24 protein-coding genes, 2 tRNA genes, 2 rRNA genes and 1 riboswitch are annotated in these 23,305 nt (G+C 51.8%); of the genes, 7 read left to right on the top strand and 21 right to left on the bottom strand.

What is annotated here, in order from left to right:
* Positions 1 to 36: 36 nt before the first annotated feature.
* The 5 genes from spoIIR to GSF01_RS14815 form a co-directional block, all read right to left on the bottom strand.
* Complete coding sequence (spoIIR, locus tag GSF01_RS14835; protein ID WP_159885323.1) at positions 37 to 915, bottom strand: stage II sporulation protein R; 879 nt, start codon at positions 913 to 915, stop codon at positions 37 to 39.
* A 131-nt stretch (positions 916 to 1,046) separates the two neighbouring features.
* Positions 1,047 to 1,973: a peptide chain release factor N(5)-glutamine methyltransferase gene (gene prmC / locus GSF01_RS14830; RefSeq protein WP_407945770.1), complete on the bottom strand. Its 927-nt coding sequence runs from the start codon at positions 1,971 to 1,973 to the stop codon at positions 1,047 to 1,049.
* A gap of 16 nt (positions 1,974 to 1,989) precedes the next feature.
* Positions 1,990 to 3,069, bottom strand: a complete 1,080-nt coding sequence (gene prfA, locus GSF01_RS14825) for a peptide chain release factor 1 (protein ID WP_159885319.1) — start codon at positions 3,067 to 3,069, stop codon at positions 1,990 to 1,992.
* Positions 3,070 to 3,166: 97 nt separating this feature from the next.
* Positions 3,167 to 4,267 carry a redox-regulated ATPase YchF gene (gene ychF / locus GSF01_RS14820; protein ID WP_159885317.1) on the bottom strand — a complete coding sequence of 367 codons (1,101 nt, stop codon included), beginning with the start codon at positions 4,265 to 4,267 and terminating at the stop codon, positions 3,167 to 3,169.
* 172 nt (positions 4,268 to 4,439) lie between these two features.
* Positions 4,440 to 5,153, bottom strand: a complete 714-nt coding sequence (locus tag GSF01_RS14815; protein ID WP_201305400.1) for a PilZ domain-containing protein — start codon at positions 5,151 to 5,153, stop codon at positions 4,440 to 4,442.
* Positions 5,154 to 5,250: 97 nt separating this feature from the next.
* A riboswitch (cyclic di-GMP riboswitch) is annotated at positions 5,251 to 5,344 on the bottom strand.
* 307 nt (positions 5,345 to 5,651) lie between these two features.
* On the opposite strand from GSF01_RS14815, the gene tadA reads away from it, so the two are divergent.
* Positions 5,652 to 6,119 (top strand): tRNA adenosine(34) deaminase TadA, encoded by a 468-nt coding sequence (tadA, locus tag GSF01_RS14810; protein ID WP_268893713.1) that lies wholly within the window; start codon positions 5,652 to 5,654, stop codon positions 6,117 to 6,119.
* 100 nt (positions 6,120 to 6,219) lie between these two features.
* Here tadA and GSF01_RS14805 read toward each other — a convergent pair whose 3' ends face one another.
* Positions 6,220 to 7,503, bottom strand: coding sequence for a GAF domain-containing sensor histidine kinase (locus tag GSF01_RS14805; RefSeq protein ID WP_159885313.1), 1,284 nt, complete (start codon positions 7,501 to 7,503; stop codon positions 6,220 to 6,222).
* A gap of 136 nt (positions 7,504 to 7,639) precedes the next feature.
* On the opposite strand from GSF01_RS14805, the gene GSF01_RS14800 reads away from it, so the two are divergent.
* From GSF01_RS14800 to GSF01_RS14785, 4 genes are read left to right on the top strand one after another with little or no spacing between them, the layout of a single operon-like run.
* On the top strand, positions 7,640 to 9,190 hold the full coding sequence (locus GSF01_RS14800) for a spore germination protein (protein WP_159885311.1): 1,551 nt from the start codon (positions 7,640 to 7,642) through the stop codon (positions 9,188 to 9,190).
* A 25-nt stretch (positions 9,191 to 9,215) separates the two neighbouring features.
* On the top strand, positions 9,216 to 10,424 hold the full coding sequence (locus GSF01_RS14795) for a Ger(x)C family spore germination protein (protein ID WP_159885309.1): 1,209 nt from the start codon (positions 9,216 to 9,218) through the stop codon (positions 10,422 to 10,424).
* 3 nt (positions 10,425 to 10,427) lie between these two features.
* The gene (locus tag GSF01_RS14790) at positions 10,428 to 10,649 is read left to right on the top strand and encodes a hypothetical protein (RefSeq protein WP_159885307.1); all 222 of its coding nucleotides are present in this window, start codon (positions 10,428 to 10,430) and stop codon (positions 10,647 to 10,649) included.
* A 23-nt stretch (positions 10,650 to 10,672) separates the two neighbouring features.
* Positions 10,673 to 11,773, top strand: coding sequence for a GerAB/ArcD/ProY family transporter (locus tag GSF01_RS14785; protein ID WP_159885305.1), 1,101 nt, complete (start codon positions 10,673 to 10,675; stop codon positions 11,771 to 11,773).
* 27 nt (positions 11,774 to 11,800) lie between these two features.
* On the opposite strand, the gene GSF01_RS14780 is transcribed toward GSF01_RS14785, so the two are convergent.
* Genes GSF01_RS14780 through GSF01_RS14770 form a run of 3 tightly spaced genes read right to left on the bottom strand, consistent with a single transcriptional unit; the run spans position 11,801 to position 14,020 of the window.
* A complete protein-coding gene (locus tag GSF01_RS14780; protein ID WP_159885303.1) occupies positions 11,801 to 12,961 on the bottom strand; it encodes a hypothetical protein in 1,161 nt (386 codons plus the stop codon).
* Positions 12,954 to 13,469 (bottom strand): anti-sigma factor, encoded by a 516-nt coding sequence (locus GSF01_RS14775; RefSeq protein ID WP_159885301.1) that lies wholly within the window; start codon positions 13,467 to 13,469, stop codon positions 12,954 to 12,956. Before GSF01_RS14775 ends, GSF01_RS14780 begins: the two co-directional genes overlap by 8 nt.
* Complete coding sequence (locus tag GSF01_RS14770; protein WP_201305399.1) at positions 13,466 to 14,020, bottom strand: RNA polymerase sigma factor; 555 nt, start codon at positions 14,018 to 14,020, stop codon at positions 13,466 to 13,468. The genes GSF01_RS14775 and GSF01_RS14770 overlap by 4 nt, the downstream gene beginning before the upstream one ends.
* Before the next feature lie 121 nt (positions 14,021 to 14,141).
* Here GSF01_RS14770 and GSF01_RS14765 point away from each other — a divergent pair.
* Positions 14,142 to 14,214 (top strand) — tRNA-Arg (locus GSF01_RS14765).
* A gap of 106 nt (positions 14,215 to 14,320) precedes the next feature.
* On the opposite strand, the gene map is transcribed toward GSF01_RS14765, so the two are convergent.
* On the bottom strand, positions 14,321 to 15,070 hold the full coding sequence (map, locus tag GSF01_RS14760) for a type I methionyl aminopeptidase (protein WP_159885299.1): 750 nt from the start codon (positions 15,068 to 15,070) through the stop codon (positions 14,321 to 14,323).
* A gap of 202 nt (positions 15,071 to 15,272) precedes the next feature.
* Here map and GSF01_RS14755 point away from each other — a divergent pair, with 202 nt between their 5' ends.
* Entirely contained in the window at positions 15,273 to 15,452 is a 180-nt protein-coding gene (locus GSF01_RS14755; protein ID WP_159885297.1) for a hypothetical protein, read from the top strand.
* A 93-nt stretch (positions 15,453 to 15,545) separates the two neighbouring features.
* Here the strand turns inward: GSF01_RS14755 and GSF01_RS14750 are convergent, their stop codons facing one another.
* The 11 genes from GSF01_RS14750 to GSF01_RS14700 all read right to left on the bottom strand — a co-directional run.
* Positions 15,546 to 15,689: a small acid-soluble spore protein P gene (locus GSF01_RS14750; protein ID WP_159885295.1), complete on the bottom strand. Its 144-nt coding sequence runs from the start codon at positions 15,687 to 15,689 to the stop codon at positions 15,546 to 15,548.
* A 46-nt stretch (positions 15,690 to 15,735) separates the two neighbouring features.
* Positions 15,736 to 15,921 carry a hypothetical protein gene (locus GSF01_RS14745; RefSeq protein WP_159885293.1) on the bottom strand — a complete coding sequence of 62 codons (186 nt, stop codon included), beginning with the start codon at positions 15,919 to 15,921 and terminating at the stop codon, positions 15,736 to 15,738.
* A 14-nt stretch (positions 15,922 to 15,935) separates the two neighbouring features.
* Positions 15,936 to 16,283, bottom strand: a complete 348-nt coding sequence (locus GSF01_RS14740; protein ID WP_159885291.1) for a hypothetical protein — start codon at positions 16,281 to 16,283, stop codon at positions 15,936 to 15,938.
* 351 nt (positions 16,284 to 16,634) lie between these two features.
* Positions 16,635 to 16,724: transfer RNA gene (locus tag GSF01_RS14735), tRNA-Ser, on the bottom strand.
* 47 nt (positions 16,725 to 16,771) lie between these two features.
* A complete protein-coding gene (serS, locus tag GSF01_RS14730; RefSeq protein ID WP_159885289.1) occupies positions 16,772 to 18,052 on the bottom strand; it encodes a serine--tRNA ligase in 1,281 nt (426 codons plus the stop codon).
* A gap of 12 nt (positions 18,053 to 18,064) precedes the next feature.
* On the bottom strand, positions 18,065 to 18,637 hold the full coding sequence (pdxT, locus tag GSF01_RS14725) for a pyridoxal 5'-phosphate synthase glutaminase subunit PdxT (RefSeq protein ID WP_159885287.1): 573 nt from the start codon (positions 18,635 to 18,637) through the stop codon (positions 18,065 to 18,067).
* Between the two features lie 40 nt (positions 18,638 to 18,677).
* Positions 18,678 to 19,559, bottom strand: a complete 882-nt coding sequence (gene pdxS, locus GSF01_RS14720; RefSeq protein WP_159885285.1) for a pyridoxal 5'-phosphate synthase lyase subunit PdxS — start codon at positions 19,557 to 19,559, stop codon at positions 18,678 to 18,680.
* A gap of 126 nt (positions 19,560 to 19,685) precedes the next feature.
* Positions 19,686 to 20,996, bottom strand: a complete 1,311-nt coding sequence (locus GSF01_RS14715) for a D-alanyl-D-alanine carboxypeptidase family protein (protein ID WP_159885283.1) — start codon at positions 20,994 to 20,996, stop codon at positions 19,686 to 19,688.
* Between the two features lie 166 nt (positions 20,997 to 21,162).
* A complete protein-coding gene (gene guaB / locus GSF01_RS14710) occupies positions 21,163 to 22,620 on the bottom strand; it encodes an IMP dehydrogenase (RefSeq protein WP_159885280.1) in 1,458 nt (485 codons plus the stop codon).
* Between the two features lie 234 nt (positions 22,621 to 22,854).
* Positions 22,855 to 22,971, bottom strand: a 5S ribosomal RNA gene (gene rrf / locus GSF01_RS14705).
* 129 nt (positions 22,972 to 23,100) lie between these two features.
* Positions 23,101 to 23,305: ribosomal RNA gene (locus GSF01_RS14700) — 23S ribosomal RNA — on the bottom strand; the annotation flags it as partial.

The following is a 23,305-nucleotide window of genomic DNA, read 5'->3' as shown; positions in this document are numbered from 1 at the left end:
GCCCGATCTCGCCATGCACTTCCCATGTCCAGCCTCCTAAGCAAACCATGAGACAACCTGCGTGATCAGCTCCCAGAGGAAGAAGCGGACCTCCGGCTTCTCCGGGCTCTCGGCCTGGACCTTCTTGGCGGCTCCCGGTTCATCAGCTGAAGCTACACCACCAGCTTTAACGATATCGGCTTGCACGTTGTTCTTACCCGACTTCTCGGTTCCCGAAGCCGCTTTTACGGCGCTGCCTTCCGCTTTTGCCGTCTTAGTGTTGTCCTTAGCTACAGCCATCTTCTTGGCAGGGGCTTCTGCTTGCTTCTTATCGGAAGAGGAAGACCCGTCCTTCTCCGTCCGTTCTTCTTCCTCCGGCGAAGCGGCCTCGGCCTTATTCTTCTTTTTTACAACCATTTCCGAATCTACGAAACAAAGGGGAGGAAACAGGACGCACCACCAATTCTGTCCTTCGGCAGCTCCGATCGAAACCCGCAACGCCTCGTAATCCCCGGCCGGATACACTTGATTGCCGTACATCTTCGTCGGGAACGGGACTATGCCCAGCTCCACCGTATAGGCATAGTCGAAGCCATGCTCCCGAAGCGTCTGGCCCACAGTCGCCTCCAGCTCGGGCAGATGCTGGCGAACGACGGCACGGGCCGCCTCGATGCCATCCGGAGCGGTGACCCAGCCATTCATTTGCTCAATGATCGCATCTCGGACCTCGCGCTTGATCCATTGATCGGCGGCCGTATCGGAATTGGCCAAGATACGCAGCCGGATCGACTCTGCCGGAATCCCGCTTGCCGAGTCCGCTCGCGCCTCGCCGGCAAACAGCATCGCATTGGCTCGGCTGGATTCCCAGGAGACAAGCAGCATCAACAGTGCGAACCCTAAGTATGCATACCTTTTCCAACCAAAACGTTTGACCATATCGATCGCAGCCCCCTCGAACCCTGAGTACGTTCGCCGCCAGGCAAATCTTGCATTCTAGCGACTCTAGTTCTCATTGTGTCCGAAAATAAGAGAGTTATACGTGGTCTGGCAAGGCCGCCGCCAATGATTTAGGCGCGCGAGGCTACCACATGCCGATCGATGCCGCCCAGATCTCGGATCACCCGTACCTCATCCCATTCTGCCGCTTGCCGAAGCAAGCCGCTGACGGCATCCGCCTGCCCCATCCCCACTTCGAAAGCGACGATCCGGGGAAGCCCTGGGAGCTCGGCCAGCTGCGCTACCATCCTTCGATACAGAACGAGTCCGTCCGTTCCCCCGTATAAAGCGGTACGCGGTTCGAACAGGCGAACCTCCGCCTGAAGCCCCGCTTCGTCCTCCTCCGGAATATAGGGAGGGTTCGAAACCAGTATGTCAATAAGCTCACCCGACTCGATCCAAGGCTGCAACAAATCGCCTTGTGCCCAGTCGATACGGCTTGCAGCTCCAAGACGCTCTGCGTTGCGCCGAGCCATCTCCAGCGCCTCGGCGGAAAGATCCGATGCCAGCACCCGCCACAACGGGCACTGCGAAGCCAGCGTGACGGCGATTGCGCCGCTGCCCGTCCCGACGTCGCACACGACAGGACTGCCTGCGGCATTCCTTGAAGGCTCGCCTGCCGGAGAGGCTTCCGCCTCTATCGCCCTGACACCGCCTTCCGGCCAGAACAACCGTCCGAGGCGAATGACCTCCTCCACGAGCAGCTCCGTCTCCGGCCGCGGAATCAGCACCGCGGGTCCGACCAGAAACGGCAGGCCGTAAAATTCCTGCTCGCCGATGATATACTGTACCGGCTCCCCCCCGGCCTTGCGCGCGAGCAGTCTATGCCACTCGGCCTCCTGTTCCGCAGGAAAAGGCTCGGCCCAGCGCAGCAGCATACCGCTCCGCGATTCGCCCAGCACATGCTCCAGCAGCCGCTCCGCATTGGCCTGGGGCTCGCGCACACCGCTCCGCTGCAAAAAAGAAGAAGCCTCCGCGTAGGCTTCTCTGATTGTCATGCGCCGTTCCTCACGCTCAAGCACCGGCATATTCTCCCTTTTCCATCTGATCGGCCTGCGTTGCAATCGTCAGCGCCGAGATGATTTCATCCATGTCGCCATTGAGGATGGCATCGAGCCGGTGAAGCGTCAATCCGATCCGGTGATCCGTTACCCGGCTTTGGGGATAGTTATACGTACGAATCCGTTCGGAACGGTCGCCAGTCCCGACCTTGCTCTTCCGTTCCGCACCGTACTTCTCCATTTCTTCCTGCTGCATCTTATCGAAGATCCGGGCACGAAGAACCTGCAAAGCTTTTTCTTTATTGGAGTTCTGCGACTTGCCGTCCTGGCACGTCGCTACGATACCGGTCGGCACATGCGTTACCCGCACAGCCGATTTCGTCGTATTGACGGATTGACCGCCTGCGCCGCTGGAGCAGAACGTATCGACACGGATATCGTTGTCATGGATCTCAATATCGAATTCTTCCATCTCCGGCATAACCCCTACCGTCGAGGTCGACGTGTGAATACGGCCTCCCGACTCCGTCGCCGGGATGCGCTGCACGCGATGTGCGCCGCTTTCGAACTTCAGCTTGCTGTAGGCGCCTTTGCCGTTGATCATGAAAATAATCTCTTTAAAGCCCCCGAGATCGTTCATATTCACGTCCAGCACCTCGGTACGCCAGCCTTGTGCATCCGCGAACTTCGTATACATCCGGTAAAGATCCGCCGCGAACAGCGCTGCCTCGTCGCCTCCGGCCGCCCCCCGAATCTCTACGATGACGTTCTTGTCATCATTCGGATCCTTCGGCATCATCAATAGCTTGATGCGCTCTTCGAGCGCTTCCTTGCGCTCCGACAGCTCATCGAGCTCCATCTTCACAAGGTCCTTCATCTCGTCATCCAGCTTCTCGTTCTGCATGGCGCGCGCCGCTTCGTATTGCTCCATGACGCCCTTATATTCCATGAACGTATCGTAGGTTTCCTGCAGGTCCGACTGTTCCTTGGAATACTCCCTAAGCTTCTTGGAGTCGCCCGCTACATCCGGGTCGCACAGAAGCTCGCTCAGCTTATCGTAACGATCCGCCAATGCCTGTAAACGGTCCAGCATTTGTCATCCATCCTTTCGTTTCCTCACGTTTATCTCGAATCAAGCGACCGCCCTTGTCTTCCCTACCCCATCGCTGCACAAGCGGCTGCTTGCCCGGCTAAACGTTGAAACGGAAATGCATGACGTCGCCGTCCTGTACGACATACTCCTTGCCCTCGAGTCTCATCAAGCCCTTCTCCTTGGCCGCATTCATCGAGCCTGAGCCGGTCAGATCCTCGTACCCGACCACCTCGGCCCGGATGAATCCCCGTTCGAAGTCCGTATGAATAACGCCGGCAGCCTGAGGAGCCTTCATCCCCTTGCGGATGGTCCAAGCGCGAACCTCCTGCACACCAGCTGTAAAATACGTATACAAACCAAGCAGCTTATAAGCGCCGCGAATCAGCCGGTTCAGACCCGATTCCGTCAAGCCCAGCTCATCGAGGAACATCTGCTTGTCTTCGCCTTCCAGCTCAGCGATTTCGGATTCCACCTTCGCGCTGATCGGGACAACCTCCGCCCCTTCAAGTGCGGCGTACTCGCGAACCTTCTGCACGTAAGGGTTTCCTTCCGTGTCCGCCACTTCCGCTTCGCTGACATTGGCCGCATAAAGAACCGGCTTCATCGTGAGCAGGTGCAGATCGCGGATAAGCAGGCGCTCATCCTCGCTCAGCTCTACGCTGCGCGCCGGCTTGTCGTTATATAACGCTTCCTTGATACGCTCCAGACACTCCACTTCCTGCGCGTACTTCTTGTCGCCGCCCTTCATATTTTTACGCGAGCGGTCAATGCGCTTGTCTACCGAATCCACGTCAGCCAAGATCAGCTCCAGATTGATCGTCTCGATATCGCTGATCGGATCCACGGTACCGGATACGTGGGTAATATTCTCGTCCTGGAAGCAGCGAACGACGTGAACGATCGCATCCACTTCACGGATGTGGGCAAGAAACTTGTTTCCAAGTCCCTCTCCTTGGCTTGCGCCCTTCACGAGTCCCGCTATATCGACGAACTCAAAAGCCGTCGGAACGATGTTCTTCGGCTGAACAATCTCCGCCAGGCGCGCGAGACGCTCATCCGGCACCTCCACCACGCCGACATTCGGATCTATCGTACAAAACGGATAATTGGCCGATTCCGCCCCAGCCTGCGTAATAGCGTTGAACAGCGTAGACTTGCCGACGTTCGGCAAACCGACGATTCCACAAGAAAGACCCATGTATGGACAACTCCTTAATAGACTCAAACGATATTTCATTCCTGACATTATATTATATCCTAAAACCAGGCTCCATGTCATCCTTTGCATGATAAATACCCTCCTTCAGGTGAGGGAGGGTTTGTCACCTGTCTTTGTTCTCTATATCAGCGAAAGACGGCTTCGCAGCCGATTACTTAAATACCCGTTTCAGTTTCGTCGATTGCTTGGAGCTAAAATGCTGCTCGACCTGTTTTTTCAGTACAAAGGCTCGAAGGGTATTCGCTTTTTCGAACGGCATCTCTACGTAGCGGGCACCGTAATACGTACCTGCATCTCCCGGCTCCGATCTGATGATTTCTAGACGGCATGCCATTTCGAAGCCAAGGTCCAGCTTGACTTCCGCCGTCATATGTTTAGCGAGACTTAAGTCAGACTGAAGAATGAATCCGACCCCGCTTACGCTGACATTCCGAATATCGAGCGGTACGGTAGCTGGGAGCTCCTCTTCGCCTCCGCTCTCGTATGCGATCGCGAGCAATTGTCCGCTTTGCTCCACTTCCACCCGCGGATTTTCACGTTTCTCGGCAAACCGTTTTTGATTCTGCGGAGGGTTGATCACCATCAGAGCGCCATGATCCTTAGCGACAACGGTCGACTGGAACGTATAGACTCCTCCCGGCGAATACACCGTCATCTTCACGGAATCCCCCAGATCGAACGCTTTATAGTCGGATATTTCGATTTCCAGAATATCGCCTTCGGCATAAGTAAGAATGCCTGTCGATACAAACTCCTGTTTCTCGACGACCGTCCGACTGTTCAGTAGAATCCCGCTGGTGCTCCGGTACATTTCTTGAGGGGATTCATAGGATATCCGCTTTACTTCCTTTGCTGCGTTAGGCATAACTGCGCGCCTCTCCTTCTCCATGTTCGTCGACAAATGAAAAAAGCCGTTTCTCGAATGCCGAGATAACAGCCTGTTCACCGATACGAGACGTACATTCGGCGGCCAGGCTGTCTTAGCCTCTCCGCGGGGAGGACCTTAGACCCTAAGCTTTGCGTCCCTGCCTTTCGGCAGGTTTGCCAGTTTAAAACGAATGAGATAGACTTCGTGACTATGATCCATCATCAAGTATATGGGTATATGTGCCTAATTCATTACTTTCATTATAGGAGGTTCCCAGTTAACTGACAACGTTAACTTCATTTTATTTTCATTAAGAATTTATTCACATATTCAAAGGTCTGTGGATAACTCCATTCATTTTCCTACAACTTGCTGAAAATGCCCATTTTATCTACAATGGATAAGGATTTCCTTGTTCTTATCCACAAACTTATCCACAGCTTGTGTGTAACGAATATTTGTTCGTTTTTACTAACTGATGAGGAGGTGACATTCGTGGATTCTTTAGAGCTTCACCAAACATTTATGCGGGCCGCTTTGGAAGAAGCAAGGAAGGCCGAAGCGATCCATGAGGTTCCGATCGGGGCGGTTATCGTACGTGAGGGTGAGATCATCGGCCGGGGTTATAACATACGCGAGACGGCTAAGAATCCGCTTGGCCATGCCGAGCTGATTGCCATTAAGGAAGCCAGTCAGCACCTGGACGCCTGGCGTCTGCTTGAATGCCAGCTCTATGTCACGCTTGAGCCATGTCCGATGTGTGCAGGTGCAATCGTCCAGTCCCGCATTCCCCTTGTCGTCTTCGGGACTACCGATCCTAAGGCAGGCTGCGCGGGTACCCTGATGAATTTGTTGCAGGAAGAGCGATTTAATCACAGGGTAGAGATCATTCCCGGCGTTCTTCAGGAGGATTGCGCGGGTCTGCTCACTCAATTTTTTCGCAAGCTAAGAGGGAAGGCGTGACCCTCTGACGGGATAATCCCCGGTAAACGCTCAAAAGCCCGATCAGACTCCTGCTTCTGCAGGCGATCTAATCGGGCTTTTCTAGATAGTAATCGTGCGATTATCCGAGCAAGCTCGCAGGCTCGGCCTGGTCGCTCGGCACTTCCAAGGGAAGAATGAAGGAAAAGCATGCTCCCGAATCCACGGACTCCTCCAGCCAGATACGCCCCTCCATACGTTCTACCAGCATCTTGCAGATGGATAATCCCAGCCCTGTGCCCCCATATTCCCTGCGCTGGGCAGGATCGTACACTTGGGAGAAGGTCCGGAACAGCCGCTCCCTACGGTCGGCGGGAATGCCGATTCCGGTATCCTTTACGGAAAAAAACAACTCCGTGAATGCCGACTTTGTGTGCGCGGCATTCCTGTTCACTTGCAGAATCACTTCACCGTGCTCCGTGAACTTGGCTGCATTGCTCACCAGATTGATCAGAATCTGTCGGATCTTCTCCGCATCTCCTAAGAGCAGCTCCGGTACGTGAGGGGCAATCACGCTATGGATCCGAATCCCCTTCCGGGCAGCTTCGAAGGCGAATAAGTCTATGACCTGCTTGACCTCATAGCGTATGGAGAAAGCAGACCTGCTCAGCTCCAATTGCTCGGATTCCACCTTAGCATACTCCAGAATCCGGTCTACCATGGAAAGAAGCGAATGTCCGCTCGTTTTGATAACACCTACATAGTCTTTTTGCTCGGAGGTCAAATCCGTCGTCTGCAGCAGGTCCGTCATCCCGATCACGCCATTCATGGGTGTCCGGATCTCATGGCTCATGACAGCCAATAAATTCGATTTTTCCTCTACTATTCTCATATTCTCTTCCTGTGCTGCCTTCAAGCTTCGCATCGTATCTTCCAGCTCCAGGACATTGGCAAAGAAAACCGCCAACGACTCCAGAAGCTCTACATCCTGCTCGCTATACGCATAGTACTTATGGTCAAAGGCACATAAAGAGCCGAATACTTCGCCTTTCAAGGTCACAATGGGGACGCCCAAGAAAGAGCAGCCTCCGACGAATTTCGTAGCATCCATATCTTTGGTAAGCGGATGGGTCAGATTATCGGCAATAATTAGAGGACCTTCCGACTTTTGAATGACCAGATGGCAGTAAGATTCTTCGTTATCGACAACCAGCCCCTCTTCAAGCATCACGAGTTCGCGGTTAAAGGAAGAAAGAACGGTGGTTGTCAACCTGTCATTGCTGGCGATACAGAATGTATTAGCATCCATCATCCGGGCGACCATATTCATGATCCGGGTGGCGCAATCGTAAATGTTCGAAGAAATAACCGAGAGCACGTCAACGCTGTCTGTTCTCAGGGTAAGCCCCTCCTCTCCGAGGATCATACACCTAAGCATATAGAAATAGAAGGATAAAGTAAAGAACTATACCTCCTGCCGAGTTTATTCTCCTGATGCATGCCAACGTGCGAATTCGGAAATGCTAGGCATACGATTATATGCTAAAGAGTGGTAACCGAGGATGAACCTACTACACCGTTTAATTCAAATGATGATCCCTAAGCCCGCTTCCGCCCAGCGGAAAGGATCGAACTCCGCCCAGCCCGTCTCGTCTCTTTCCGGCGATGCTCAAGCCGACCTGAAGCTGCTGGAGACTATGCTCGGGCAGAATCCCGATATCTTGACCCGCTCCTTCTCGATCGGCAGCCGGCCTTCCTTACGGGCCGGCTTGGTCTACTCGGATGGTCTGGCAGATAAACAGATCATCCAGCAGTATATCCTTAATGCTCTGATGCTTGAATCTGCCGAGGCAACGGTCATTCCCGATCCCGCCCAAGTCCCGGATACGCTGACCTTCGTAACCGAGCGGCTGCTGGCCGTCTCCGAATTACGCCAGACCACCGATCTGAAAGAAGCTTGCAAGGCCGTCTTGTCTGGCGATACGGTTCTGCTGCTGGATACCGCCCAAGTGGCCCTAATCGTAGGCACCCGGAGCTGGAAGGATCGCTCCATCGCGGAGCCTGTCACCGAATCCGTCATCCGCGGTCCTCGCGACGGCTTCACGGAGACGCTGCTGACCAATACGGCTCTGATTCGCCGCCGTATAAAATCACCCCGGCTACGGATTCAAATGATGTCGGTCGGTCAAGTTACCCAAACGGACGTGGCGCTCGTGTATTTGGAAGGCGTGTGCGACGATCAGATTCTTCAAGAGCTGCGTACCCGGATCCAGCGTATTCAAATCGAAGGGATTCTGGAAAGCGGCGTTATCGAGGAATTCATTCAAGACGAGCAATTTACTCCCTTCCCGACCGTGTATAATACCGAACGGCCGGATAATATCGCTTCGGGCATACTAACCGGGCGCATCGCCATTATCGTCGACGGGACGCCTTTCGTTCTGCTGGTGCCCTGTCTGTTTCAAGACTTCTATCAGTCGGCCGAAGACTATAGCCAGCGCGCGGACAGCGCTTCTATGATTCGTCTTTTGCGGCTGTTGAGCTTCTTCATTGCCCTGATTGGTCCTTCAGCCTATATCGCCATCACCACTTTTCATCAGGAGATGCTGCCGACCGAGCTGCTGATCAGTCTTGCTTCCTCACGAGAAGGCATTCCTTTCCCTGCTTTCGTCGAGGCGCTGATTATGGAAATCATATTCGAAATTCTGCGGGAAGCCAGTGTTCGGATGCCTCGTATTGTGGGGCCCACCATGTCCATTGTAGGAGCGCTTGTATTAGGTCAAGCGTCCATCCAGGCCGGACTTGTTTCGCCGGCCATGGTCATCGTGGTCGCCATTACGGCGATCACCAACTTTGTCATTCCCTCCTACAGCATGGCGACTTCTATTCGCCTCTTACGTTTTTTTTTCATGGGATTATCCGCTGTATTCGGACTATTCGGCATCTTGTTCGGGGTCATATTCCTTGTCCAGCATCTGTGCAGCCTGCGTTCGCTGGGGACGCCTTATATGGCGCCGTATGCCCCTTTGTCGATAGCAAAATTAAAAGATTCCCTGTTGATCAGAGTGCCTTGGAGGATGCTGAAGGCGGGAGCTTCCAGAAGCCGCAAGTGAGGGATAGGAAAGGAGTCCGTAAGCCATGGCGGGGAGATTCAGGCTCATCGTTCTGCTGCTTAGTATATCTGTACCGTTGATGTCCGGATGCTGGAACCGTAAAGAATTGAACGAGCTTGGCATTACTTCAGCGCTCGGCTTCGATTATCAGAACGGACGCATTCAAGTCACCGCACAAGTCATGGATCCGGGGGAGATTTCTAACCGTTCAGGGGGAAGCTCCAGCGGGAGGGCTCCCGTTACCTTGTATGAAGAAACGGCTGGAAGCGTCATGGAAGCCCTCCGGTCCCTCACAACAAAGTCGCCGCGTAAAATTTATTTGTCCCACCTGCGCATCGTTATTATCAACGAGCAATTGGCGAAAAACGGCATTCGGAGTATCATTGATTTCTTATCCCGCGATCACGAATTGCGACGTGATTTTTATATACTGGTTGCCAAAAACTCGACAGCCCGCGAAATTTTGAATACCTTTACGACGATAGAGAAGATTCCGGCCAATAAAATTTACAACTCTTTGAAGGTGGCGGAGGAGAATTGGGCTCCTGTCTTCGGAACCAATCTGGAATATCTGATCTACTCCCTTGTGACGGAAGGGCTTAATCCCCTTTTGCCCGGCATCTCCATTGTGGGGGATGCCAAGCTCGGGGAAAAGAAGGAAAACGTTGAGCACATCAGTTCTCCTGCCCGTCTGACGATTACGGGTTTGGCGGTATTCCGCGGGGATCGCTTGATCGGATGGATGTCCCGGTCAGAGGGAGTGGGCGCCAACTTTATCACCAATAAAGTGAAAAGCACCGTTATACGAGTTGCCTGCCCCGAGAGTAAAGGCAGTGTCACGCTGGAGCTTATGCGCACCCAAAGCCGCATGAAGATAGCGTCTCATCAGGGCCAACCGGCTATAAACATCGAAGTATCCGGCGAGGCCAACATAGGGGATGTTGAGTGCAGCTTGGATCTCAGCGACCCTCAAACGATTACAAACCTGGAGAAGGCGCTGGACATGCGAATAACGACTCTAATGAAACAAGCTATAAAGAACTCTCAGAAAATAAATTCCGATATCTTTGGCTTTGGTAATGCCATTTACCAACAGAAGCCGAAGCTTTGGCTGACCCTGAGCGATCATTGGAGAGATAAATATCCCGAGTTCCCCTCTAGGGTGAAAGCGGATATCCGCATTCGACGGACTGGAACCGTATCCCAATCGTTTATCAACGAAGTTAAGGAGTAACACATGTGGAAAGCAGGCTTGGCTCTTTTTGTAATTGTTATGATCGCGGCCGTTCAAGCGTTATGGCTGCTCGGCAATAAACAATACAAGGAGTGTGCCGTCACTTTGGGATTATTTGCAGTGGGGATTGCGCTCCTTCTGATCCAATCGCTGCGTGTACCCGTTCCCAGCGTTTTTGACATGCTAACCTTCGTTTCTCGTCCGATACAAGCTCTGTTGTTTTAAGTCATTCAGAAAAGAGGCCAGACATGACCCCTAGAATAACGACAATCGGCAGCCGGCAGCTCACGATTCTCGCCTCCCTGCTCACCATGGGAGATTCCATTCTGATCTCGCCAGGCATCATCTCGTCCATAGCAGGTCAGGATGCCTGGTTCTCGGTCATCATCGGCAATATCTTGGGTCTGCTGCTCATCACCCTGTACCTCTCGTTAACCAATCGATATCCGCAGCAGCACCTAATAGAAATCTGTGAAAGCGTGTTTGGCCGGTGGGGCGGACGTATCATAGCCGTCGTCTGCTTCCTGCTATTATGGCTGATTGTCGTCTCCATGCTTCTACGCGAGATCGGCGATTTCCTGACAACCCAGATCATGCCGGAAACTCCGGTTCAAGCTATCTACGTCGTCGTTATTATCGTCATGATATGCGGATTACGACTTGGACTGGAGCCGGTAGCCAGAACCGCAGAAATTTTTTTTCCTTGGGTTCTTGTCTTATTTTTGATGCTGGTATGTTTCGTGTCTACGGAAATCGACTTCCGCAGACTGCAGCCCTATCTGAACCATGATGCATCCAGTCTTTTGAGGGGCAGCCTCCCTATCCTAGCGTTTCCTTTTTGCGAGCTGAGCATTTTGTTTGCGGTGTTTCCCTCTGTCACCAAAACCCGGCCGCTGGGTAAATACCTTTATTCCGGAGTGATTCTGGGAGGCATAGTACTGCTCATCGTAATCTTGACCTGCACGCTCGTACTCGGCGCGGATATCGTCCAGCGCAGCAACTATCCCAGCTATATCATGGCTAAAAAAATCAGCATCGGTAATTTTCTGGAGCGGCTTGAGGTACTGATGGCGATCATGTGGATGCTCACCATTTATTTCAAGATAGCCCTAACCATGTATGCATTGGTTACCGGGACCGCCTATCTGTTCAACATTCGTGATTACCGACCGCTGCTGCTCCCCTTTGGACTGATTACGATTATCCTGGCACAGCTTTTGGCCCCCAACATTATTGCCTACAACCAATTTACCGGGACCATTTATCCGATGATCGTCGGGATCATGTTCATTTTACTCCCTTTGCTCCTACGGATCATACCCCGGCGTCGAAAGCTGGGCGGGATGTGACCCGCTGCCCTGTCATAGAAAGGAAGCTTATCTATTCGGCTTTTTGTTGCCCCACAAGAGCCGGAAGCCGCCTCCGATCAGAAGCAAGGAAACGACGAACGTTTGAAAATAATTGCGGTACCAGTTCAGTACCCGCAATTGATTCTCCCGGGATAACCATAAATCCAGCGTATTCAACAGAACCTGATCGACCACGTAGTAAAGACCCAGTGCCAAAAGCCCGAACCCGATCCATCTTTGCCTCTGCGCAAGCCACTCTACGAGCGGAGTATCGACTAATGGTTCCCGGCCCGATCGGGATATCTGCTGAAGCGCATCGAAGAAGCTGTAGAACCAAAGAATCGGGATGACAAACAAAAACAGAGAAAGTCGCAGCGCATCCAGAAAATAGACGCTGAAGAGAAAGGTCGCCATAAATTGCAATCCGCGCTTCTGAAGCCCCAGGTACATATGTCCCGCTCCCGGAAAGATGGATAGCAACAGAGCAATCGTTTTGTTCTTTTTGCCGGATTCCCGTCCCTCTTGAAAGTCCTCGAAAAATGTACGGTCGATCAGCGTCTCCCCCCTCTCTCTCTTATTCAGCTGCTGTACGCAATCAAACATGGCATACAACCAGATAATGGGCAGGGCGCCCAGCAAGACCAGAAAATTGTCCTGCCTGGTCATAGCCGTCATGAACACCGTAACGATACCCAGACCAAAGAAAAGAGCCAGGAAGGCCAAACCACGCTGCATCAAACCCAGATGGAAATGCCCCAGGCCCGGCAGAATGGACAGAAATATCGTGAAGGACCGATCGCTACCCTGGTAGGAAGGCGCCTGATAATAGTGATCTCCTCTTAGGGGCGGTTCGTTGGGTCCCCCGTGGGACCTTCCTGCTTCTCTCGCACCCGGATAGTCAGCTTGATAGGGCGGTTCGCCGTACCCCCGCCTTGCGAAGGAAAAGCGGGACAAGGTTCTTACCATATCGAAGACGTTGATTACCCAGATTAGGAAAGTGATACCCAGCATGCCAAGCGCAAGCTCCGGCTCCCTCGGGACAAAAGCCAGGAACAATCCCAGCAGCACAGCTCCGGCAAAGGCTCCGCCCGCGAAGAGACCTCTCCATATACGGCCGATATACATCTGGCCTAATCCGGGAATCATCGACAATATGAAAGCAACGGTTGGGTTTTTGTGGTTATTCATCGTGCTTCCCTCTTCTTTCTTCTAGTTTCTCTTTGGGTTGAATCGTAGCAAGCAATCCGACGGTGCGTTCCATGACCTGCTCTGACCATGACGGGGGGAGCTCCTCCGACTCGGCTGGAAGGTTCGTATCGACCCATGCACTCGCATTTTGCGTGAATACCTGAAACACGCCCGATCCCATTAAGATCAAAGTAATTGCCGCCGCCACGGTATAGTGGAAGATCGGATGGCGCATCCAATTTCGGCGCCGGTCATGTTTCTCCTCTAGGCTGCACCTGGCGTTAACGGCAGCTGCTCCATAGCGTTCTTCCCATCGCTGCATAGCTCCTTCAGCCAATTGGTCCATATCAGGCTCCGGCAAACTATAAGCTAGCCTCTCTACAGCATGAGCGTAGAGCGCCAGACATTCATCGCATTGCTCCAAATGATCCTCACAGCGTTGCCGTTCGTCCGACTCAAGCTGACCGCTCGCAAATAACAGCCACTGTTCCTCCGGTACATGTGTCATTCCCGATCCTCCTCCTTCCAGGCATTGCGCAAATATTGTTTGGCTCGATACAGCTTCGACTCAACCGTCTTCAATGCAATTTGCTGCTCTTGGGCAATTTGCTGGTACGACTTTTCCTCCATATAAAATGCATAGACCACTTGTCGATAATGCTCCGGCAGCTGATCCACATAGTTGCGCAGCTTCTCACGTTGTTCACGGTCAAGCACCGCTTCCTCCACGATATTGCTCCTTGCGGCAGCGACCGGCTCCAGCTCTCCCCACTCTGCTGTAAGCTCTTCCTTTTTGCGCTCCCTCGATCGTCTATGATCGATGGCTTTATTAATAGCGATCCTAGTGATCCAAGACTTAAAACCTTGATACCGGTATTGGGGGAGAGACGCATAAATGTTTATGAGCGCTTCCTGTGTCACATCCTCGGCATCCTTGGCCGAATGCAGCACGCCGTACACCGTCTGGTATAAGTATCGACCATAACGGCTTACAAGCTCGCTGAATGCATCACGGTCGCCCGCCTTCATGCGTGCAATCCAAGCTTCCTCTGTAATCATCTCCCCCTCCTCTCTGTATCAATAGACGCTTGCTGCCCTGCCAAACCCTGCGCAAGTCGTTGAGAATTATTTAACAGCTTTATTCCCCGCGTATCGTATGATATAATAACGTTGCTTTTAAGTTTCCGTAGCTCAACAGGATAGAGCAGTCCTCTCCTAAAGGACAGATAGAGGTTCGAGTCCTCTCGGGGACGTACTTCATGATGTAGATGCTTATATGCAAAAAGCCTGATTGCCGAAGAACCTTCGCGCTGCAGGCTTTTTGCATGTTTATTCGCTTAGCGGAACGGCTGCGCTCATTCAAGCTTCTTCTGTCAATACCCAAGGACCTTCATTGGTTATGGCGACTGTATGCTCGAATTGGGCCGATAAGCTGCCATCTACCGTACGTGCAGTCCATCCGTCAAAGTCAACGAACATATCCAATTTCCCTGCATTAATCATAGGCTCAATCGTGAAGACCATTCCTTCCTGGAGACGGAAGCCCCGTCCTGCCTTTCCAGCGTGCACATAGGAAGGCTCTTCATGCATAGACTGGCCAATTCCATGAGCGTTTAAATCCCGTACCACCGAGAAGCCGGCCTGCTCGGCGTGACGTTGAATGACACTCACTACATCCCCGATCCGGTTACCCGCTCTGGCATGAGGGATAGCAAGCTCCAAGCATTCCTTCGCCACACGGATCAGCCGCTCGGCCTCCGGCGAAATTTTTCCTACGGCATACGTTTGGCACGTATCCGCGCACCAGCCCTTATAACGGCAAACGATATCCATCTTTACAATATCGCCCTCTTGCAGCGGTTTGTTATCCGGGAATCCGTGCGCGATCACATCGTTGACGGAAGCGCAGGTGGCAGCCGGAAAACCGTGAAAGCCTTTGGTCACCTGCTCGGCGCCGTGCCGGGTAATAAACGCTTCGGCAAAATCGTTGATTTGCATGGTGGTTATGCCCGGCTTTATCATCTTCGCGATTTCTTTATGACAGCGGGCCAATATAAGACCGGCTTCTCTCATCATGCTCATTTCTTCTTTCGTTTTCAAAATAATCATAACCCAGTTCCTCCTCGAATACGTTTGTTTCTATTTCTATTGTACGCGTTAACGCATAAAATGCCCATGTTTTCACGAAACGTCAAAATCTCTTACGAAATGCTAAAAAAATGCTTAGAAAAGTCAGACTGCGTTCTCATTTGTCAGGTTGCATGATAGAATAAGGGCTAATCGTGAAAATACAAATCCGAGGTGGATATGGATGCCGGCAACCACTTACTACATCGTTTATGATGAGTTTTCGATCTCCATCTGCACGTTGCTTGATGATGTTTGCGATGCAATATCAGCTGGCGCTCTGTTGTACGGATACACCGACAACGAGACAATGGCCCGGCTTATGCTGAATGAATGTTTTCAAATTGTAGAGAAAAACAGTTGAGACAAGCCCTTTACCGCAAAATTCCTACTCCTACATGATCAATAACAGCCTCTTACCTTTCGGTAAGAGGCTGATTTTTTATCTTCAGAGTCACTAGCCCTCTCCGTTATTATGGCGGCTGTGGTTTTCATTTTTGACTCGCTTGGAACCGGGCTTTGGTCCCGTGCGCTGACGCTGCTCATCTTGGTTTTGCTGCCCGCTTGGCGGGTTGACAGGCTGTGGAATATCCTTGGGCATCTCGGGTTCCTCCTTTGATTTCGAAATGTTGACCAATCTGCGCTTGCTATTCTTTATTTAAAAGCTCAGTTGGATGCGCATGATTCTTGTCGTGGTTCAGCGCGTCCTGATGACGCCGATCGTTAGTCTGCTGCTCAAGCTGCTGGGCTTGATGACTGTTAACCGCAATCTGTTCAAGATCCTCTACCACATTTTGCAGGTTTTTATCCACATTGCTTTTATTCCTAGTCATGGCTTTTATCCTCCCTATTGGGTAGTCAGGGCGTGAAGCTGCTGGGCACATTCATGGAGATGCCTCACATAATCATCGACAAGGGTTTGGATAATGTCCGTGCGCTCATCGACATTACGTCCGTCGCGCTCTACATCCACCAGCTCTACTTGTACCTCGCGCGAGTCTACATACGTACACTTGAAGTCAAAGCTGTATAGACTCCTCCCTGCGGTCGTAATATGCACGCGCAGCGCATTGGAATGAACTCCATCGGCCCATACCTTGGCCTGGTCCGATGCGTCCAGCACGGTTGGCAGCGTTCGTGACCAGGCTTGTACGAGTTCCTCTTGATCTATCCGCAGTTGGTCGGATTTGCTCATCTCATCACACACCTCCCTGTCTATAACATGCATCTGTGCCCCTTATCGTATACTCCGCAGACAATGGGGAAAACAAGAAAAACCCAGCCTGCGGCTAGGTCCTTACTGTACAGAAAAAGGAAGCGGAAACCCGCCTCCTTCGATTTATGAATTAAGTTAAGTTGTCTCAGGAACGAAGCTGAAGCTCCGACGAACCCTGGTGGGTTCTCATCCCGCTATTAGCGCCATATATAAATGGCGGAGAGGGTGGGATACCGTCTCTTCGAGCCGGACTGCGATGTCATCCTAACGAAGCTGAAGCTCCGACGAACCCTGGTGGGTTCTCATCCCGCTGTTAGCGCCATATATAAATGGCGGAGAGGGTGGGATTCGAACCCACGGTAGCCTCACGACTACGACGGTTTTCAAGACCGCTGCCTTAAACCACTCGACCACCTCTCCGGGTGACATCTTGCATTGTATCATAAGTCGCGAAACATGTTCAAGTTCTAAATTTTGCTGATCCGTTCAAGGCCACCCATGTAGGGTCTCAGTACATCGGGAATCAGCACCGTGCCGTCTTCCTGCTGGTAGTTCTCCAGAATCGCAGCTACCGTCCGACCCACCGCCAAGCCCGAGCCATTTAACGTATGTACGAACTCTGGTTTGGCCTTGGAGTCCCGGCGGAAGCGAATATTCGCTCGACGCGCCTGAAAGTCCTGAATGTTGCTGCAGGAAGAAATCTCACGATAAGTATTGCTGCTCGGCAGCCATACCTCCAGATCGTACGTCTTGGTCGAGGTGAAGCCAAGATCGCCTGTACAGAGCGTAATGACCCGATAAGGAAGCTTGAGCAGCTGCAGCACCTTCTCCGCATCAGCCGTAAGCTTCTCCAGCTCTTCATTGGAGCTCTCAGGCGTCGTCAGCTTGACCAGCTCTACCTTATTAAACTGATGCTGACGGATCAAGCCGCGCGTATCACGTCCGGCCGAGCCCGCTTCCGACCGGAAGCAAGCGCTAAGCGCCACAAACTTCTTTGGCAGGTCTTCAACCGCTAATATGTCCTCACGGTAATAATTGGTCACCGGAACTTCAGCTGTCGGTATCAGGTAGTAATCCATTCCTTCGAGCTTGAACACGTCTTCTGCAAATTTGGGAAGTTGGCCGGTACCCAGCAGGCTGTCCCCATTGACAATCATAGGAGGCAGCATCTCCTGATACCCATGCTGGTCCGCATGCAAATCCATCATGAAGTTGTACAAGGCCCTCTCCAGCCGTGCTCCCAGCCCTTTGTAGAATACAAACCGAGAGCCCGTCACCTTGGCAGCCGCTTCGAAATCGAGAATTCCGAGCTGCTGAGCGACTTCCCAATGGGGTTTAGACTCATAAGAGAACGAGGGAACATCGCCGATGCGACGAATCTCTATATTCTCTTCCTCGCTGGTACCCACGGGTACATCCTCCTGCGGTAGATTCGGCAGCGCCAGCAGAATAGCATCCAGTTGCGTCTCCAGCTCCCGAATTTCCTCATCCAGCACTTTTATACGATCGCCTACGGTCTTCATTTCTTCGATCAGGTGATCCGCGTTCTCCTTGGCCTTCTTAAGCTGCGCCACTTCCTGGGACACGACGTTACGGCGGTTTTTCAATTGCTCCGTTTCTTGCAGCAGCTCTCTTCTTCTAGTATCCAGGTCCATAAAGCGATCCAGCTCTTCGAGGGGCTTGCCCCGCTTCGCCAACGCTTGCTTTACTCTATCCAAATCGCTTCGCAGCAACTTTACATCCAACAAGCCAGATCCCTCCTACTTCGTCTCACGTACCATATCTAGAAAATAGGCGTGCATCCGCTCGTCGTCGGTTAATTCCGGATGAAACGAGGCTGCCAGCAAGTGCCCCTGTCTCGCGGCGACGATGTTGTCCCGATAAGTAGCCAATACCTCAACATCATCGCCTACTTGCTCGATCAGCGGAGCCCGAATAAATACGGCACGAACGTCTTTATCGATTCCTTTGATGTCCAGGTCGGTCTCGAAGCTTTCCCTTTGACGGCCAAATGCATTGCGCGCTACCTGAATGTCCATCAGAGCCAGATGCGGCTCATCCTGCCCTTTGATTTCTTTAGCCAACACAATCATACCGGCACAAGTCCCGAAAATCGCCTTGCCCTGCCGCGAAAACTCGCGTAGGGCCTCGATAAAGTCATAGGTTCTCATCAGCTTGCCGATTGTTGTGCTTTCTCCGCCCGGTATGATGATGCCGTCGATTTCACTAAGCTGGTCCGTACGCTTGATAGCTACGCCCTCAGCCCCTGCTTTTTGAAGCAGCGCGATATGCTCGGCTACAGCACCTTGTAGAGCCAGTACCCCTATTTTCATGCCCTCAACCTCTTTCGTCAGCAGACACGCAGGCTGGAGATTACCAGCCGCGCTCCTGCATACGCTCCGACACCTGCAGCTTGGAAATTTCGATCCCCTTCATCGGAGTACCGAGGTTTTTCGATACGCGTGCAATCAGTTCATAGTCGGTAAAGTGTGTCGTAGCTTCAACGATCGCCTTGGCGAATTTCTCAGGATTTTCGGATTTGAAAATACCGGAGCCTACAAACACGCCATCCGAGCCCAAATGCATCATAAGAGCCGCATCTGCCGGGGTAGCCACACCGCCTGCCGCGAAGTTTACGACAGGAAGACGTCCGGATTCATGGACTTGAAGCAAAAGCTCATAAGGAGCACCCAGATTTTTAGCTTCAGCCATCAGCTCATCCTTAGACAAGCTTTGAACCTTCCGGATTTGCCCGGTAATCATCCGCATATGACGGACCGCTTCTACGATATTGCCTGTACCCGGCTCGCCCTTCGTACGAAGCATCGAAGCGCCTTCCCCGATACGGCGCAGCGCTTCTCCGAGATCTCGGGCTCCGCATACGAATGGCACGGTGAACTCATGCTTATTGATATGGAATACTTCATCGGCAGGAGTCAGTACTTCACTCTCATCAATATAGTCTACACCCATAGATTCAAGCACTTTCGCTTCTACATAATGACCGATCCGCGCTTTGGCCATGACAGGGATGGAGACAACCTTCACAACTTCTTCCACGACGGTTGGATCGGCCATCCGAGCCACTCCGCCCGCAGCACGTATATCTGAAGGCACACGCTCAAGTGCCATAACGGCTACCGCTCCTGCAGCCTCTGCAATCTTTGCTTGTTCTGCGTTCATGACGTCCATAATGACGCCGCCCTTTTGCATTTCAGCCATACCTTTTTTTACGCGAGATGTACCAGTTTCCATATCCGATTCCTCCCAGAACTTCTACATAATGTCCGTACCATTCCTTTATAGGACAAACTAACTAAAGAAATATTTTACATGAACGCCCCTAAATATACAACCCATTTGCTCGGGTTTTAGTGGATATTAAGACTTCTTGGCGCCTGTGAAGGTATCCACGAAAAACTCCTTGATCGCCCGGAAAAATAATCGGAACCAGCCTGCCTTTTCGACGGCCTCCGTAGCAATCAGATTTACTTTGTATTCTTTGTCTTGATAGGTCACCTTGGCGGTTCCGAGAACTTGTCCCTTCTCGATAGGAGCGATCCGCTTGCTCTCCTCTACGATTTCGGTCGTCACTTGAAATTGATCGGCAGGCGTTCCTTTTTTCGCGACCAAATTCAATCCGGTTTGGGTAACGACAGGGATTTCTAACGCCACGCCTTTTTTAATATTGACCGTTTTCAATGAATCTATTTCGGATTTGGCCGTCAAGATCGATTTGGGCTCGAAATTATTGAATCCGTAATTGAGAAGCTTGGCCGTCTCGATGAACCTGGCTTCTTCCTTGCCCTTAGGACCCATACCGGTGCCCATCACCACGCTGATCAACCGCATGCCGTTCCGTTCCGCTGTTCCGGTAAAGCAATACCCTGCCTCTTTGGTATGTCCGGTCTTCAGACCATCCAATCCTTCAAACGCATACTTGGCAAAGTTACGGGTGCTCTTATTAGCTGCAAGCATCCAGTTCCAGTTAATCATCGGATCTTTATCTCTCTCCCGGAACTTGCGGGAAGGGGTTTTCGTATACTCCAGTACGTTTTTATGATCGTTGATCAGATGGAACGCTATAGTCGCGGCATCCTTGGCCGTTAGCAGGGTCTCCCCCTCCAGCTCCTTGGGCGCATGTTTGCCCATATCGGCTCGTCCCAGACCGGTCGAGTTAATGAAACGAGCTTCAGGCGATAAACCGAATTCTTTCGCTTTTTCATTCATCAATTTGGCGAAGCTTTCTTCCGAGCCTCCGGATACCGCTTCAGCCAGCGCGATGGTAGCATCGTTAGCCGAGTATATGGACATAGCCGCGAACATATTATCGACGGATGCCTGTTCATTCAATGCAAGCAGTTGCCCCGAACCGATCGCATCCGCAGCAGCCTGAGAGGTATTGATCATCTGATCCATCTGAAGCTTGCCGCTTTCAATGGCTTCCATGACTAAATACTCGGTCATCATCTTAGCCATACTGGCCGGGGGAAGGGCTTTGTCGGCATTGTACTCATATAGGATTTGTCCGGTACTAGCTTCCATTAGAATGGCCGAAGACGCTTGCAACTCCAGCTCGGCCGGCTGGGTTTCCGCGGCGCTAGCAAGCGGTGGCTGCACCAGAACAAGGGATGTGTTCAACAAAAGTACGACGGCTAAGAGGGCACAAACACGTTTGGCTTTAACAAACAAACATCTCACTCCTATTCCTTAGTATCAAAAAAGAAACAACTGTAATTGTACCATAAGCTGCATGCCCCCGTAAAAAAAGCTTGCCCGTGACCGTGAGTTAAAAAAATAAACGGAAGCCGAAGCTTCCGTTCGTTGATCGGGCTTAGCCCATGCGATGAGCTGCTTTTTACAGTGAGTAGTTAGGAGCTTCCTTAGTAATCTGCACGTCATGCGGATGGCTCTCGCGCAGGCCGGCTCCTGTAATACGGATGAAGCTTGTATCATTGATTAGCGAAGAAATGGTGGCGGCTCCGCAATACCCCATACCGGAGCGCAAGCCCCCTACCAACTGGTACAACGTATCGGCGAGCGGACCTTTGTAAGGAACGCGTCCCTCGATTCCTTCAGGCACGAGCTTGCTTTCGTTTTCCTGGAAGTAACGGTCCTTGCTGCCTTCTTTCATCGCTCCAAGCGAGCCCATGCCGCGGTATACTTTAAAGCGCCGTCCTTGGTAGATCTCAGACTCCCCAGGGCTTTCCTCCGTACCTGCAAACAGGCTGCCGATCATAACCACGCTCGCTCCAGCCGCAATAGCTTTCGTCACATCGCCCGAGTACTTAATGCCGCCGTCCGCAATAATAGGCACGTTATACTCACGCGCTACCGACGCACAGTCGTATATAGCCGTAATCTGCGGTACGCCTATACCGGCGATCACCCGCGTCGTACAGATCGAACCGGGTCCGATACCTACCTTAACAATACTAGCGCCCGCCTCGATCAGATCGCGCGTTCCGTCCCCAGTCGCTACGTTGCCCGCTATGATGGGGAGATCCGGGTATTGCTCGCGAATCGCCTTGACGGTGTTCAGGATGTTGATGTGATGCCCGTGAGCGGAATCCACCACAATCAAATCGACGCCAGCTTCTACTAATGCCGCGGTCCGTTCCATGACGTCCTTGGATACCCCTACAGCCGCCCCTACGAGCAGACGCCCTTGCTCATCCTTAGCCGCATTGGGGAACTGAATGGCCTTCTCTATATCCTTAATCGTGATAAGTCCCTTAAGCATGTTATTCTCGTCGACCAAAGGAAGCTTTTCGATTTTATGCTTTTGCAAAATGCCCTCGGCTTGTTGAAGGGTTGTGCCGACCGGAGCAGTAACCAATTGATGCTGAGTCATGACATCCTTGATTTTAATCGAGTAGTCATGGACGAATCTCAGATCGCGGTTGGTCAGAATACCGACCAGCTTCTTATTCTCATCGCAGACGGGCACGCCGGAAATCCGGTACTTAGCCATTAATTCTTCTGCATCATAAACATGATGCTCCGGAGTCAAGGAAAAAGGATTGGTAATAACGCCGCTCTCCGACCTCTTCACGCGGTCTACTTCTTCTGCTTGTTGGGCAATCGGCATATTCTTATGAATAACGCCCACTCCGCCCTCCCGGGCCATAGCGATAGCCAGCTTCGATTCCGTAACAGTATCCATAGCCGAGCTAATGAAAGGAATGTTTAACTTGATCTTGTCGGTAATTCTTGTTGAAATATCAATTTCCTTTCCAAACACATTCGACTTCCTGGGAACGAGCAATACGTCATCAAACGTTAATCCTTCTTTTGCAAACTTAGACTCCCACACGTAATAAATCCTCCTTATTTAGATACTTGCCGAAATATATTATTGCAATCTTACCAAAAGCCCAATTTTGGTGTCAAGCATAAACTCATGGCAAATCAAGGACTGCGCTTACATTCCAGAACGTTCCACGGGAAACAATTTGAATTTCATTTTTTTGCTTGATTCACATCACAACTATTATGGGAATAAATAAAAAAAGCCCTTCTGGAAAAAGTTCCAAAAAGGCTTTAGTCGGCTTGGCGACGTTCTACTCTCCCAGGACCCTTCGGTCCAAGTACCATCGACGCTGGAAGGCTTAACGTTCGTGTTCGGGATGGGTACGCGTGGTTCCCTTCCGCCATCATCACCAAACCTGCAAGTTTCACGAAGCTGATCTCCGCAAAGCTTGGGCTTTCCTCGGAGGATTGCTCCTCGAAGATTCAAGGCTTGCACCTTGAAAACTGGATGCGAAACTAAGCATGCTGAATGCTTTTAGCTTATTTGGATAAGCCCTCGACCGATTAGTATTCGTCAGCTACACGCGTTGCCGCGCTTCCACCCCGAACCTATCAACCTCGTCGTCTACAAGGGGTCTTACATACTGGGAAATCTCATCTTGAGGGGGGCTTCACGCTTAGATGCTTTCAGCGCTTATCCCTGCCGTACTTGGCTATCCAGCCGTGCCTCTGGCGAGACAACTGGTACA

The sequence above is a fragment of the Paenibacillus puerhi genome (assembly GCF_009846885.1).
GTDB classification, from domain to species: Bacteria; Bacillota; Bacilli; order Paenibacillales; family NBRC-103111; genus Paenibacillus_G; species Paenibacillus_G puerhi.
The sequence above is the reverse complement of the archived record's forward strand: the minus strand, read 5'-3'. Positions and strand labels throughout refer to the sequence as shown.

What these genes read in the sequence shown, in the direction of transcription:
- GSF01_RS14815 (WP_201305400.1), bottom strand. Translation starts at nt 5,153, where the DNA reads ATGCCTAACGCAGCAAAGGAAGTAAAGCGGATATCCTATGAATCCCCT.
- GSF01_RS14775 (WP_159885301.1), bottom strand. Translation starts at nt 13,469, where the DNA reads ATGACACATGTACCGGAGGAACAGTGGCTGTTATTTGCGAGCGGTCAG.
- GSF01_RS14750 (WP_159885295.1), bottom strand. Translation starts at nt 15,689, where the DNA reads ATGCCCAAGGATATTCCACAGCCTGTCAACCCGCCAAGCGGGCAGCAA.
- prmC (WP_407945770.1), bottom strand. Translation starts at nt 1,973, where the DNA reads ATGACAATCAGAGAAGCCTACGCGGAGGCTTCTTCTTTTTTGCAGCGG.
- pdxT (WP_159885287.1), bottom strand. Translation starts at nt 18,637, where the DNA reads ATGAAAATAGGGGTACTGGCTCTACAAGGTGCTGTAGCCGAGCATATC.
- GSF01_RS14770 (WP_201305399.1), bottom strand. Translation starts at nt 14,020, where the DNA reads ATGATTACAGAGGAAGCTTGGATTGCACGCATGAAGGCGGGCGACCGT.
- spoIIR (WP_159885323.1), bottom strand. Translation starts at nt 915, where the DNA reads ATGGTCAAACGTTTTGGTTGGAAAAGGTATGCATACTTAGGGTTCGCA.
- GSF01_RS14785 (WP_159885305.1), top strand. Translation starts at nt 10,673, where the DNA reads ATGACCCCTAGAATAACGACAATCGGCAGCCGGCAGCTCACGATTCTC.
- map (WP_159885299.1), bottom strand. Translation starts at nt 15,070, where the DNA reads ATGATTATTTTGAAAACGAAAGAAGAAATGAGCATGATGAGAGAAGCC.
- GSF01_RS14740 (WP_159885291.1), bottom strand. Translation starts at nt 16,283, where the DNA reads ATGAGCAAATCCGACCAACTGCGGATAGATCAAGAGGAACTCGTACAA.
- GSF01_RS14745 (WP_159885293.1), bottom strand. Translation starts at nt 15,921, where the DNA reads ATGACTAGGAATAAAAGCAATGTGGATAAAAACCTGCAAAATGTGGTA.
- prfA (WP_159885319.1), bottom strand. Translation starts at nt 3,069, where the DNA reads ATGCTGGACCGTTTACAGGCATTGGCGGATCGTTACGATAAGCTGAGC.
- GSF01_RS14780 (WP_159885303.1), bottom strand. Translation starts at nt 12,961, where the DNA reads ATGAATAACCACAAAAACCCAACCGTTGCTTTCATATTGTCGATGATT.
- GSF01_RS14755 (WP_159885297.1), top strand. Translation starts at nt 15,273, where the DNA reads ATGCCGGCAACCACTTACTACATCGTTTATGATGAGTTTTCGATCTCC.
- GSF01_RS14790 (WP_159885307.1), top strand. Translation starts at nt 10,428, where the DNA reads ATGTGGAAAGCAGGCTTGGCTCTTTTTGTAATTGTTATGATCGCGGCC.
- GSF01_RS14795 (WP_159885309.1), top strand. Translation starts at nt 9,216, where the DNA reads ATGGCGGGGAGATTCAGGCTCATCGTTCTGCTGCTTAGTATATCTGTA.
- ychF (WP_159885317.1), bottom strand. Translation starts at nt 4,267, where the DNA reads ATGGGTCTTTCTTGTGGAATCGTCGGTTTGCCGAACGTCGGCAAGTCT.
- GSF01_RS14805 (WP_159885313.1), bottom strand. Translation starts at nt 7,503, where the DNA reads ATGATCCTCGGAGAGGAGGGGCTTACCCTGAGAACAGACAGCGTTGAC.
- pdxS (WP_159885285.1), bottom strand. Translation starts at nt 19,559, where the DNA reads ATGGAAACTGGTACATCTCGCGTAAAAAAAGGTATGGCTGAAATGCAA.
- GSF01_RS14800 (WP_159885311.1), top strand. Translation starts at nt 7,640, where the DNA reads ATGAACCTACTACACCGTTTAATTCAAATGATGATCCCTAAGCCCGCT.